The sequence below is a fragment of the Escherichia sp. HH091_1A genome (assembly GCF_030295175.1).
GTDB classification, from domain to species: domain Bacteria; phylum Pseudomonadota; class Gammaproteobacteria; order Enterobacterales; family Enterobacteriaceae; genus Escherichia; species Escherichia coli_F.
This window is the reverse complement of the sequence record NZ_AP025747.1, coordinates 1,701,155-1,712,822: the sequence shown is the minus strand read 5'-3', so window position 1 is coordinate 1,712,822 and position 11,668 is coordinate 1,701,155. Positions and strand designations below refer to the sequence as shown.

At 53.2% G+C, this 11,668-nt stretch carries 12 protein-coding genes, 2 pseudogenes and 1 other annotated feature; of the genes and pseudogenes, 9 read left to right on the top strand and 5 right to left on the bottom strand.

What is annotated here, in order from left to right:
- The first annotated feature begins 43 nt into the window (after window positions 1–43).
- From QUF14_RS08545 to QUF14_RS08515, 7 genes are read left to right on the top strand one after another with little or no spacing between them, the layout of a single operon-like run.
- Window positions 44–394, top strand: a complete 351-nt coding sequence (locus QUF14_RS08545; RefSeq protein ID WP_000372931.1) for a phage GP46 family protein — start codon at window positions 44–46, stop codon at window positions 392–394.
- Window positions 394–1,473, top strand: a complete 1,080-nt coding sequence (locus tag QUF14_RS08540; protein WP_075842596.1) for a baseplate J/gp47 family protein — start codon at window positions 394–396, stop codon at window positions 1,471–1,473. The genes QUF14_RS08545 and QUF14_RS08540 overlap by 1 nt, the downstream gene beginning before the upstream one ends.
- A gap of 4 nt (window positions 1,474–1,477) precedes the next feature.
- The gene (locus QUF14_RS08535) at window positions 1,478–2,050 is read left to right on the top strand and encodes a YmfQ family protein (RefSeq protein WP_042966140.1); all 573 of its coding nucleotides are present in this window, start codon (window positions 1,478–1,480) and stop codon (window positions 2,048–2,050) included.
- Entirely contained in the window at window positions 2,050–2,853 is an 804-nt protein-coding gene (locus QUF14_RS08530; protein WP_042966141.1) for a phage tail protein, read from the top strand. Before QUF14_RS08535 ends, QUF14_RS08530 begins: the two co-directional genes overlap by 1 nt.
- A 14-nt stretch (window positions 2,854–2,867) precedes the next feature.
- Window positions 2,868–3,392 carry a tail fiber assembly protein gene (locus QUF14_RS08525; RefSeq protein WP_042966142.1) on the top strand — a complete coding sequence of 175 codons (525 nt, stop codon included), beginning with the start codon at window positions 2,868–2,870 and terminating at the stop codon, window positions 3,390–3,392.
- 48 nt (window positions 3,393–3,440) lie between these two features.
- A complete protein-coding gene (locus QUF14_RS08520; protein ID WP_286333204.1) occupies window positions 3,441–5,720 on the top strand; it encodes a prophage tail fiber N-terminal domain-containing protein in 2,280 nt (759 codons plus the stop codon).
- A gap of 14 nt (window positions 5,721–5,734) precedes the next feature.
- Window positions 5,735–6,313: a DUF4376 domain-containing protein gene (locus tag QUF14_RS08515; protein ID WP_105282975.1), complete on the top strand. Its 579-nt coding sequence runs from the start codon at window positions 5,735–5,737 to the stop codon at window positions 6,311–6,313.
- Window positions 6,314–6,509: 196 nt separating this feature from the next.
- Here QUF14_RS08515 and QUF14_RS08510 read toward each other — a convergent pair whose 3' ends face one another.
- On the bottom strand, window positions 6,510–7,472 hold the full coding sequence (locus tag QUF14_RS08510) for a phage tail tube protein (RefSeq protein ID WP_001406952.1): 963 nt from the start codon (window positions 7,470–7,472) through the stop codon (window positions 6,510–6,512).
- Between the two features lie 26 nt (window positions 7,473–7,498).
- Window positions 7,499–7,636, bottom strand: a pseudogene (locus QUF14_RS28890) (phage tail terminator-like protein); the annotation flags it as partial.
- A 51-nt stretch (window positions 7,637–7,687) separates the two neighbouring features.
- Between QUF14_RS28890 and QUF14_RS08505 the strand changes: the two are divergent.
- Window positions 7,688–8,847, top strand: a protein-coding gene (locus QUF14_RS08505; RefSeq protein WP_502877367.1) for an IS3 family transposase whose coding sequence is annotated in 2 segments (ribosomal slippage) — window positions 7,688–7,976 and window positions 7,976–8,847 — 1,161 coding nt in all. Because the reading frame shifts where the segments join, the coding sequence is not laid out codon by codon here.
- Window positions 7,969–8,085: a sequence feature (AL1L pseudoknot), on the top strand. It overlaps the preceding gene by 117 nt.
- Here QUF14_RS08505 and QUF14_RS08500 read toward each other — a convergent pair.
- From QUF14_RS08500 to tnpA, 3 genes are read right to left on the bottom strand one after another with little or no spacing between them, the layout of a single operon-like run.
- The gene (locus QUF14_RS08500; protein ID WP_000381395.1) at window positions 8,768–10,339 is read right to left on the bottom strand and encodes an IS66-like element ISCro1 family transposase; all 1,572 of its coding nucleotides are present in this window, start codon (window positions 10,337–10,339) and stop codon (window positions 8,768–8,770) included. The two genes, QUF14_RS08505 and QUF14_RS08500, sit on opposite strands and share 80 nt — an antisense overlap.
- A gap of 19 nt (window positions 10,340–10,358) precedes the next feature.
- Window positions 10,359–10,706: an IS66 family insertion sequence element accessory protein TnpB gene (tnpB, locus tag QUF14_RS08495; RefSeq protein ID WP_000624622.1), complete on the bottom strand. Its 348-nt coding sequence runs from the start codon at window positions 10,704–10,706 to the stop codon at window positions 10,359–10,361.
- Window positions 10,706–11,383, bottom strand: a complete 678-nt coding sequence (gene tnpA / locus QUF14_RS08490; RefSeq protein ID WP_100733974.1) for an IS66-like element accessory protein TnpA — start codon at window positions 11,381–11,383, stop codon at window positions 10,706–10,708. The genes tnpB and tnpA overlap by 1 nt, the downstream gene beginning before the upstream one ends.
- Before the next feature lie 54 nt (window positions 11,384–11,437).
- On the opposite strand from tnpA, the pseudogene QUF14_RS08485 reads away from it, so the two are divergent.
- A pseudogene (locus QUF14_RS08485) lies at window positions 11,438–11,608 on the top strand (IS3 family transposase); the annotation flags it as partial.
- Window positions 11,609–11,668: the final 60 nt, after the last annotated feature.

The following is an 11,668-nucleotide window of genomic DNA, read 5'->3' as shown; positions in this document are numbered from 1 at the left end:
CCCTCACCTGATTCTGACCTGTCCATGCTGCCAGACTGGCGGCATGGACCAGACGATTTCACCTGCAACCGGCGACTACGAACGCCGCCGGATTTATACACTCCATAACGCGGTTTATCTGCGACTGGCGACACCGCTTGGCAGTTACTGGGCGGATGCGTCGCTGGGGTCACGCCTGCACGAACTGAAGCGGGAAAAAGACGTTTCCCGTGTTCACAGGCTGGCGGCGCAGTATGCCAGCCAGGCACTTCAGCCCCTGCTTGATGACGGGCGGGCAAAATCCATTACCGTTGACACGAAAGCGGGCCAGCGAGGCTGGCTGTTGCTGTTAATCACCGTCACGGATAACGCGGGCACACCGCAGACGTTTGAACACCCTGTGAGGATTATGTAATGCCGTTTCCTGTTCCGGGCGTTGCTGAAAACACAGAACGCCAGCTACGTGATATCGCTAACGCCCTGCCGGGAGAAACCATCGACACCGGCGCTGACAGCGATTACCGCATTCGAGCAAATGCCGTATCCGGCGTGGCGGACGGACTTTATATGCATCAGGGATGGATCCTCCGTCAGGTGTTTCCTGACACGGCAGACCCTGAATATCTGGAGCTGCACTGCCGTACGCGCAATGTTTTTCGTAAAAAAGCAACGGCCTCATCCGGTCCGGTAGTGATTACCGGCACACCCGGTAAGACGCTGCCAGCCGGTGCGGAAATTCGTGGTGAAGGTGTCAGCGTGGCCACCACAGCAGACTGCACCATCGGTGATGAAGGCAGCGCAGAGGTGACGGTAAAAAGCACCGCCACGGGTGTACAGACGAACGCATCCGCAACGCAGACGGCAACGCTGGTCAGCCCGCCGGAAGGCATCAACAGCACGGTGACGATTAAATCCCTGACCGGTGGAACGGACAGGGAAAGTGACACCGACCTGCTGGCGCGTTATCTGGATATCCTGCGCAGGCCGCCCGCTGGCGGTAACAAATATGATTACAAACGCTGGGCGCTGGAAGTGGATGGCGTTACCTCAGCATATGTGGAGCCGTTACGTCGTGGGTTGGGGACGGTTGATGTGGCCATTACGTCAGCCAATGACCTCCCTTCGCAGGAACTGATTAATGCCGTGCTGGCACATATTGAGGAAGTCCGCCCGGTCACAGCGAAGGACACAATGGTACTGGCCCCGACGAAAAAAGCCGTTGATTTCGTTGTTCGGGTAAAAACCAGCGGCCTGACCGTTGAGCAGATAAAACCGCAGATAACTGACGTTATCACGGATTTTATGAACCGGCTGGAGCCGGGGCAGGAATTAATAATTTCACAACTGGAAACCCAGATTTCATTAATTTCCGGTGTCAGTGACCGGCGAATCATTACGCCAGCAGACAACGTAAAAGCCATTATTAACGCGTCAACGTGGGAATGGCTGCGCCCGGGAAATATTGATATTCAGTATTTTCCACGTGAGGGGTGATTTTATGAATATGGTCGATTTATTTCGCGCCATGCTGCCACCTGTCAGTTATGACCTGAACGGGAAATATATTTCCGCAGAACTGACAGCCGAGGCTGACGTCATGGAGGCCGTGAAGGCCTCAGCGGCGCGCGTTCTGGCACAAATCACCCCGTTGCAGGCATCGATGACGCTGTCCGACTGGGAGCGCGTGTACAGTGTTGTCCCCCGTGAAGAGGCAACACAACAGGAGCGGCGGCAGAACATTCTGGTAAAAATGGCAGCCACTGGCGGACTGTCAATCCCTTACTTTAAGAGCCTTGCCGCCAGTCTGGGCTATACCATCACCATTACGGAGCCGCGACCGTTCCGGGTGGGGATAAACCGCTGCGGCGACCGTCTGCTGATACCGGAAATCCGCTGGGCGTGGCAGGTCAACGTTATCGGGACAAAAACACCGGTCTACCGGTTCAGAACGGGCGCATCGGCAACCGGCGAACCTCTGACGGCCTTTGGTGAATCCATTTTAGAAAACACGTTTAAAGACCTTAAACCGGCTTTTACAGACTGTTATTTTACGTATGAGGTGGAGGAATAATGCAGAATTTAATGCCCCCGGTGAATACGCCGGATAAGTTATTTCATGATGGTGACCCGACTCAGGGAATTGAGGGAACCATCGTTACTGCTGAATTTATGAATAATCATCAGGCAGCAACGCGTGATTTGCAGCAGGAGGTGATTAACGTCCTTAAAGAGGCTGGCGTCACCCCTGACCCGGAAAAACAAAACCAGCTGGTTGAGGCGCTGACCTCGTTTATTGGTCAGAAAGTCCCGGATGCATCACTGACGCAAAAAGGCGTGGTGCAGCTTAACAGTGCTGTTAATAGTGAATCAGAAACAGAAGCTGCCACACCAAAAGCGGTCAAAATTGCGATAGATAACGCAAACGCCAGACTGGCAAAAGACCGTAACGGCGCAGACATCCCGAATAAACAGTTGTTTCTGGATAACATCAGCGGTGTGCCAAAAGCACGCAAGGTCAACGGTATGGCCCTGACTTCGGATATCACCATCAGCAGCATCAGCGGCAACGCCGGAACAGCAACCCGCCTTCAGAACGCCCGCAGAATCAACAATGTGCTGTTTGATGGCTCCAGCGATATCACAATCACCAGTACCGATTCTGGTGCTGTGCGTAATTTCCAGTATACCAACGAGGTGTTTCATAATCCCGGCGGTACTGAAATTACATGGACATTCCGGGCACCTTCCGGCTGTCAGTTGTCAGGCATTTATGTCCAGGAAACGGGAGATAATACAGCAGACAATATCGGTGGTGTGTATTACAAATCCGCGCAGATTTATATCAATGGCTCATGGCGCACCGTATCCGGTTAATTAAGGAGAAAATAATGGAACTCAGAAACGTCACGCGTTATTACCCGGAAGAAATGCCTTATGGTGAAAACATTCAGTATTTCCGCAGTGAAGACGGACAGGATTTTTATGAATCACTGGATAAATTCACGAAGAAATACAAATTGTGTATTCACCCTGAAACCGGCGTGATTTATTCGATGGCGGAAGACGTGTCCCGTCTTTATCCGGCTGGTTTCACTATTGTGGAAGTGGACGAACTGCCGGAGGGTTTTGGCATTGAAGCCTGCTGGTATTACCGGGATGGCGAAGTGCTGCCGGTTCCGGTTGATTATTCGCAACTGGCAGAAAAGCAACGCCAGCGTCTTCTGGCTGAAGCCAGGGACATCACCTCCGACTGGAAAACCGAGCTGGGACTGGGCACCATCAGCGACGATGACAAAGCCCGTCTTACGCAGTGGATGGCATATATCAAAGCGGTGAAGGCGCTGGATTTAAGCCTGGTCAGTGATAAATCTTCCTTTGATTTAATTCAGTGGCCGGAAAAACCTGACGTGTAAAACAGTAACGGTCGCTGTCTGGTGACCGTTTTCAGTTCAGAAGGCTTTATGTCTGTATTAATTTCAGGAGCGCTGATTAATGGCGCTGGCATTCCGATGGCGGAATGCAAAATTTATTTAGATGCACTGGTTAATACCAGTGAAGTGGTTATTGAATCATTTGCGGTTATTGAAACCGATGCGGCGGGACAGTATGCCTTTGAAGCACAAAAAGGCAAATACACCGTACACATCAAACAAAAGAACGGCCCTAAGTGCTGTGTGGGTGATATTTCGGTTTACGATGACTCAAAGCCCGGCACACTGAATGATTTTCTGACCGCGCTGGATGAAGGCGACCTCAAGCCCGACGTGGTGAAACGCTTTGAGGAAATGGTGGCGCAGGCGCAGCAGAGCGCGGAAGCAGCAGCGGAAAGCGAGCGACAGGCCGGGCAACATGTCGCTGATGCGCAGAAGATAAAGGAAGACTGCGAGACGCTGGCGGATAACGTACAGCAGAATGCAGAAGCCGTTGCCGAAGACAAAAATCAGGTGGCGTTGCTGGCGTCATCTGCCACACAGGATGCGGCCCGCGCAGAGCAGGCTGTCAAGGATGCCGACACGATAGTCCGGAAAGCGGTCGATAAACTTGCTGATGCCGCAACGCTGACCGGCGAGGCAAAGGCCAGTGCCGAAGCTGCCGCACAAAGCGAACAGAATGCGGAAAATCACGCTGATAATGCAGCACAAAGCGCACAGCAGACCGCGCAGGATGTGGAGGCAACGGTCACCGCACGTGATGATGCGGAACGTTTTGCGGGTGAGGCAGAAAACAGCGCACAGACATCAGGCACAGCGCGGGACGAATCAGTCGATGCCGCCGAACGTGCCCGCCTTTATCATAATGCCGCATCATCAGCTGCAACCAGCGCGGAAAATGCAGCAAATGCTGCACTCGGGCATGAAAACAGCGCCGCTGAATACGCCCGACAGGCTAAAGCCAGCCAGGATGCAGGTGCAGACAATGCGCAGGAAGCGAAACAGTACAGGGATGAGGCGCAGCAGATAGTTGATGACCTGAATGCAACAAATGCCTCCACGACAGAAAAAGGTCTGGTGCAACTGTGTAGTGATACGGACAACGACAGCGAGGAACTGGCTGCCACGCCAAAGGCTGTCAAAACCGTCATGGACGAGACGAAAACAAAAGCGCCACTGGACAGCCCGGCCTTCACCGGCACCCCAACCACCCCAACCCCACCGGATGATGCAGCCGGTCTGGAAGCAGCGAACGCAGCGTTTGTGCGCAAACTGCTTGCTGCGCTGGTTGGCTCATCGCCGGAAGTTCTGGACACCCTGAACGAGCTGGCAGCGGCGCTGGGCAATGACCCGAACTTTGCGACGACAATCACAAACGCGCTGGCAGGCAAACAACCGCTTAATGACGTCTTAACGGCAATCAGCGCACTGACGCAACGGGCAGATAATCTTCTGTACTTCAATACGGACGGGAATGCCTCACTGTCTCTGCTGTCAGAGAAGGGCCGCGCATTGCTGGCGCATGACACGGCTGAAGCCATGCGCACGGAGCTTGAGCTGAGCGCGGCTGCGACGATGGAACCCCAGAGTGATATCCGTGACCGCACACCGGGCAGGCTGGCCCTGTCCGGGATGTATGGGTTTGGACAGGCATTCACCAGCGCCGAAGCTCTGTCATTTAACGGACAGGCTGATTTCGTTATATGGCTGCAGACAGTCACCCCGGGGCGTTATGCGGTCAGTATTGCGGACTCCTCCACGCTGCTGGTGGGCACCACGAAATTTAACGGTATCATTGATGTGATGTGGTCACCCTCTGATAACGATGGTTCAGACTCAGCGCGTAAATTCAAAATGCTGCTGTACTACAACCAGTATTACGAGGATGAGCACAGCATACATTGTATGCGTTATCGCTACAGTGGTAACAGCTGGAATGCAACATCAAGCCTTATTGTGTATGACGGCAACTCCCTGGCATATCTGATGTCCTCAACCGCCGGTAATGGTCCGTTCTCATATTACCAATACCCGGCCGTCGGTGTGCCGATTATGGCGGTATATCAGGGAGAAAGTTTTGGTGAAAATGCTTCTCTGGGACTCGGTGATACTGTGCCGGGTTCCCGTCTTGGTCCTCTGGCCATGAGTGCACAGGTTAGTGATACAGGGACATACGCATCCTCACCGCAGGTTGTGATTGGCGGTGCCGGTGAATACAACTTCCCCGGTCGTTACACGGCGCTTTCGGGCCTGGGTAACAATTATGGTACTCAGCGTGGCTTTATCGGTCTTTTTGTACGCATTGAGTAATGAGGAAATCAGGCATGAAAATCAGAGCGGTGAAAGGCATCAGAAACGCACATTATCTTGAAAATGGTGCGGTTGACTGCGAGGTGTTATTTGAAGGTGAAACGGAGTTCGCCCTGTATACTGCCATACAGGATGATATGGCCCCGACAGGCCAGCATGTCTGGCAGGAGCTGCAAAGCGGGAAATGGGGCGAAATCGCCCCGTTCACCGTCACGCCGGAACTTATTGCAGCGGCAAAGGATGCCAAAAGGCGGGAAATTGAGGCATGGCGCGACAGTCAGGAAAACGTTGAGTTTATTTTCACGTTTGATGGCCGTCGTTTTGATGGCGGAAAAACCTCGCAGTCACGCCTTGCCCCCGTGGTTGCAACAGCACAGGCCGGACTGCTTCCGGATGGTTTTTTCTGGACTGATGCGGATAATAACAACGTCGTACTGACCAGGGAGAAACTTATTGCGCTGAACGATGCCATGATGGTGGCCATGGTGGCGGAGGGCTTTAAAATCCACGAACGTCAGCGGAAGATGAAAGAGGAACTGAGTAGCCTGGAGGATTTACGCTCAATCAGAGCGATGGCGATTAGTGGTAATTAGCGGTCAATTCTGGGCTTTTGGGTTGCGCGCTCCCCGCCCGGAATTGCGCGTCAATTAGCCCAGAAAAAAACGCGAAGTTACAATTGGCGTAAACCAGCGTTCTCCACCGATGATAATTTTCTGATTAAGAATAAACATCCATAACCTCATTCAAAACGTCCCTGTAGTGCAACACCACAGGGGAAATAACGGAAAATCAACTAATCGCCTCAGCACTGGCTTTTGCGATCACGGCAGCCGGAGAGGCTTTTTTTCTGGTTATCGTAGGCGCTTCATCTGCTGCGGTAATACTCAGTTGAACCTGGATAATGTCGGTATTACCACCGTCAGGCCATTCACCTGACACCTGAACCTTCGGAAAACTGAAAGTGTATGCCCCCTCTCCATTCGAAAGCGTGAAGCTGAACGGAACTGTTTCTCCAGTCAGTGTTTTACTCCAGATTTCCCACGCAGCTTTAGACCATGAAAGCGTCACCGTACCGGACGGTGTAAAGGTAGTAGGAATATTTGCTCCTGCATAAGGCGAGCCAGTCCCGATACAACGCTGAGTCTGGAGTTTGTTATCGAACTGAATATCAAAACTGTCGATACAAAAACCGTTACCTCCGGCAACACCATTCAGGCTTACTGCTGAAACCTCCTTAAACGAATAACGTAGCTCTCCTGCGCTATCCACAGGTTCGCCTGTGATAAAATTCGTATCATCGGCCTTTGATTCCCAGTCCAGCCCGGCAAAGGTTACGGTCGCCGTAATATCACCATCGTTAGGGATCTGCATTTTCCATGACCCCACCTGCGCTCCTCTGATGACAGAGGCAATTCCGACATCGGACGCATAGGTCGCCAGAGAAAATGTTATTCGCTCATTTCCCATTGTCAGAGAATCGCCTGACCATTCCGCGCCGAAACAGGATGCAAGAAAATCATCATGTTGACCCCAGCGAAATTTGGTACCAACATCACCGCCAACATCCACAGTGCCAGGCGTTGCCCCCTGAGCCATCCGGGAGCCGCCGATCTCATTATTTTCGCCTTTATTCTGGGTGGGTTTTACTCCCCAGCTTGTGCGTTTTAATAAACTCCAGTCACCACTTGCTGGCGTGGTGCCTGCAACTGTCTCCCGGATAAATGCCGAGATAACCTTTGCACCTGAACTCACAGGAGCCTCCTATGTCATTAATTGCGCTAGAGTGCGCGATATGGAATTTGAAGATTAAGCTGGAACCAGCCATTCTTTTCGCCAACAGCTATTGAGGAAACGGCCAGGTAACTGAGACGATCATCATCCTGAAACTCAAACAGCTCCCGCAAGGTATCGGCTGAACCGCCCCGGAAATCCTGGAGACTAAACTCCCTGAGAAAGAGGTAAACAGGATGACTAAAAATACTCGTTTTTCCCCCGAAGTCCGTCAGCGGGCGATTCGTATGGTTCTGGAAAGTCAGGATGAATATGACTCACAGTGGGCGGCAATTTGTTCCATTGCCCCAAAGATTGGCTGTACGCCGGAGACTCTGCGTGTCTGGGTTCGCCAGCATGAGCGGGATACCGGGGGCGGTGATGGTGGGCTCACCAGCGCTGAACGTCAGCGTCTGAAAGAGCTGGAACGTGAAAATCGTGAACTGCGCCGCAGTAACGATATCCTTCGCCAGGCTTCCGCTTATTTTGCGAAGGCGGAGTTCGACCGCCTCTGGAAAAAATGATGCCACTGCTGGATAAGCTGCGTGAGCAGTACGGGGTCGGACCGGTATGCAGCGAACTGCATATTGCCCCGTCAACGTATTACCATTGTCAGCAACAGCGACATCATCCGGATAAACGCAGTGCCCGTGCGCAGCACGATGACTGGCTGAAGAGAGAGATACAGCGCGTATACGATGAAAATCATCAGGTGTACGGTGTGCGTAAAGTCTGGCGTCAGTTGTTACGGGAAGGAATCAGGGTGGCCAGATGTACAGTGGCGCGCCTCATGGCGGTTATGGGACTTGCCGGTGTTCTCCGGGGTAAAAAGGTCCGCACTACCGTCAGCCGGAAAACCGTTGCCACAGGTGACCGCGTAAACCGTCAGTTCGTGGCAGAACGTCCTGACCAGCTGTGGGTGGCTGATTTTACTTACGTCAGCACATGGCAGGGCTTCGTCTATGTGGCGTTTATCATTGATGTGTTTGCCGGATACATCGTGGGGTGGCGGGTCTCATCGTCTATGGAAACGACATTCGTGCTGGATGCGCTGGAGCAGGCGTTGTGGGCCCGTCGTCCGTCTGGCACCATCCATCACAGCGATAAAGGCTCTCAGTATGTGTCACTGGCCTATACGGAGCGACTAAAAGAAGCCGGATTACTGGCATCAACAGGGAGTACAGGCGACTCGTATGACAACGCGATGGCTGAGAGCATCAATGGTCTTTACAAAGCGGAGGTAATACGTAAGCGACTCGTCAGAACCGTATTGATATTTACTGAGAGCTCAGATCAACTTTCCAGGGCAACAGATCGCGTACCCGGTTTGCCGGCCAGTCCTGGATATGTTCAATGACGTAACGCAGCCACTTTTCTGGCTCCACATTGTTCAGACGGCATGTGCCGATCAGCGAGTACAACACCGCCGCATGTTCACCACCGCTGTCGGAACCCGCGAACATCCAGTTTTTCCGGCCTACGGCCACTCCCCGTAAGGCGTTCTCTGCGATGTTGTTGTCGATTTCCACCCAGCCATTACTGCAGTACACGTTCAGTGCATCCCACTGTTTCAGCAGGTATGCGAACGCTTTTGCCGTATCTGAGTGACGCGACAGTGTTTTCATCTGTTGCTGTATCCAGTCATACAGTGACTGCATCAGTGGCGCGGCTCTGGCTTTTCTTGCCGCCAGACGCTGTTCTGCTGAACAGCCCCGGACCTCTGCCTCGATGGCATACAGTTCACCGATACGCTGCAGGGCTTCCGTGGTGATGTAGGTGGGCGCTCTTGCATGCACATCGTGGATTTTTCTCCGGGCATGAGCCATACACGCGGCTTCCGTTATTCTGCCGGATTCGTATAACGCCCGGTAACCACCGTAAGCATCGGCCTGAAGCACACCGCTGTAACCGGCCAGGTGATTTTGTGGATGGATACCTTTCCGGTCCGGACTGTACGCGAACCAGACCGCCGGGGGCATCTGTGAACCGGCGTTACGGTCATCACGGACGTAGACCCACAGCCGGGCTGTCCGGGTTTTACCGCTGCCCGGCTCCTGGACCGGGACGGGGATATCATCAGCATGGACTTTACCGGGCATCAGCACATACTGGCGCAGGACGTCATACAGCGGCTCCAGCAGTTCAGCAACAGCACCTGTCCAGCGCCCCAGTGTGGCACGGCTCAGCTCCACTCCCTGACGACGGTATATTTCTGACTGGCGGTATAACGGCAGATGGTCTGCATATTTCCCGGTGACAACATGGGCCAGAAGCCCCGCTCCGGCATAACTGCGTGCAATGGGTTTTGAAGGTACTGGTGCCTGCACGATATGGTCGCACCGGCAACAGGCCTGTTTCGGACGTTGTGTTTCGATAACCTTAAAGGCGCTGCTGATAAGCTCCAGTTGCTCTGACACATCACATCCCAGAGAACTGAGTTCACCACCACAGGCAGGACAGCATTCCTCTTCCGGCCGGATAACCCGGGTTTCACGGGGAAGTGAGGCCGGTAACGGTTTACGGGCTGAAGACTGGCGCAGGGCGGATGGCAGTACCGGGTCATATTGCTCACCCAGCGTTTCCGCCATTTCTTCCTGAAGTGCGCTGATTCGCTCCTGTGCTTCCTGTATCTGCCGTTCGGTTTTTGCACGAAGTTTTTCTGAGCTTTTACCGAACTGCATACGTTGCAGTTTCGCAACCAGCGCCTTCAGCCGGTTGATTTCGGAAGCATAAGCCGCCACCCGCTGTGAGAGCAGGCGGTTGTATTCAGCCATCTGGCGGATGGTGTCCTGTTGCGTCTGCAACAGTGCCCGCAGGCGGGCGTTCTCATGAGCAAGTGAGGTGTCCATATCCTCACTTTACAACGGGTTATATGCGGATTCCAGCGCGTTCCGTTCGTTTCGGGTGCTTCCAGTTGATACCTTCAAGAAGCATGGATAACTGAGCCGGAGTAAGGTGCACCTTGCCGTCACGGGTGACTGGCCAGACGAAGCGGCCCCGCTCCAGGCGTTTGGTGAAGAGGCACAGTCCGTCACTGTCAGCCCACAACACTTTTATCTGGTCACCCCGGCGTCCGCGGAAGATGAACAGGTGTCCGGAGAACGGGTCATCCTTCAGGACGTTCTGAACTTTTGATGCCAGGCCGTTAAAGCCATTTCGCATATCGGTGATACCTGCAACCAGCCAGATACGCGAACCTGCAGGGAGAGATATCATCAGTGGCTGCTCCCTTTTATTTCGCGGATAAGTGTCTGTAATAACGCCGGCGTCAGTTTACCTTTAAGCCTGAGAGTTCCGGCCGGCAGAACCAGCTCACAACACAGACTGTCGGACGGTGTATTTATCTGCTCTGGTTCCTGTGCGGGGGCCGGGATTTTATTATCCGGCTCCGGCGTTAACGTCACGGGAAGCAGTGCCGGCATATTTTTTCCGGAAGGCAGCAGGCCACCTTTCCGGTATTGATGGCGCCAGTTGAAGAGCAGGTTATCGTTGATTCCGTTTTCCCGGGCGATCTGCGCCACACAGGCTCCGGGCTGCAGTGACTTCTCCACTAAGGCGATTTTAAACTCATAAGGGAAGTTGGGCCGCCGGGGACGTTTTTTTACCACGGGGGCTTCGGATATAACGGTGCTTTCAGGACGTACGACTGGTACCGTGGAAAATTGTCCGTAAAGGCAGGCATCAAGTTCCTGCTCCGACATGCCTGCGGGCAAAGGCCACGAAAGGCCAGCTCTCCGAAAGCGCACGAACATACTACAAACTGTTGATTTTGGTACACCCAGGCGACGCCCGGCCACAACCCGGGGTAAATGTTCTTCAAAGTGAAGACGTAAAGCTTCAGTGATCCAGGTCCGGTGTTTCATACGATAGTGTCCATTAAAAATGATGGACATTATTTTTGTAGAGCCGGAGGAAACAGACCAGACGGTTTAAATGAGCCGGTTACGGTAATACACCGTAAGAGCTGGAAAAACCGTGCAGAAGTGGAACTGGCCACACTAACGTGGGTGGACTGGTATAACAATCGACGATTGCTGGGAAGGCTGGGCCATACTCCTCCGGCAGAAGCAGAAAAAGCTTATTATGCTTCCATCGGAAACAATGATCTGGCAGCCTGAGTTCACAGATAAAACACTCTCCAGGAAACCCGGGGCGGTTCAGTATTCAGCAATATATTC

Bases quoted from the DNA above. Each gene is read 5' to 3' on its own strand.
- QUF14_RS08535 (WP_042966140.1), top strand. From the start codon at position 1,478: ATGAATATGGTCGATTTATTTCGCGCCATGCTGCCACCTGTCAGTTAT.
- QUF14_RS08525 (WP_042966142.1), top strand. From the start codon at position 2,868: ATGGAACTCAGAAACGTCACGCGTTATTACCCGGAAGAAATGCCTTAT.
- tnpA (WP_100733974.1), bottom strand. From the start codon at position 11,383: ATGTCCATCATTTTTAATGGACACTATCGTATGAAACACCGGACCTGG.
- QUF14_RS08520 (WP_286333204.1), top strand. From the start codon at position 3,441: ATGTCTGTATTAATTTCAGGAGCGCTGATTAATGGCGCTGGCATTCCG.
- QUF14_RS08500 (WP_000381395.1), bottom strand. From the start codon at position 10,339: ATGGACACCTCACTTGCTCATGAGAACGCCCGCCTGCGGGCACTGTTG.
- QUF14_RS08515 (WP_105282975.1), top strand. From the start codon at position 5,735: ATGAAAATCAGAGCGGTGAAAGGCATCAGAAACGCACATTATCTTGAA.
- QUF14_RS08530 (WP_042966141.1), top strand. From the start codon at position 2,050: ATGCAGAATTTAATGCCCCCGGTGAATACGCCGGATAAGTTATTTCAT.
- tnpB (WP_000624622.1), bottom strand. From the start codon at position 10,706: ATGATATCTCTCCCTGCAGGTTCGCGTATCTGGCTGGTTGCAGGTATC.
- QUF14_RS08545 (WP_000372931.1), top strand. From the start codon at position 44: ATGGACCAGACGATTTCACCTGCAACCGGCGACTACGAACGCCGCCGG.
- QUF14_RS08540 (WP_075842596.1), top strand. From the start codon at position 394: ATGCCGTTTCCTGTTCCGGGCGTTGCTGAAAACACAGAACGCCAGCTA.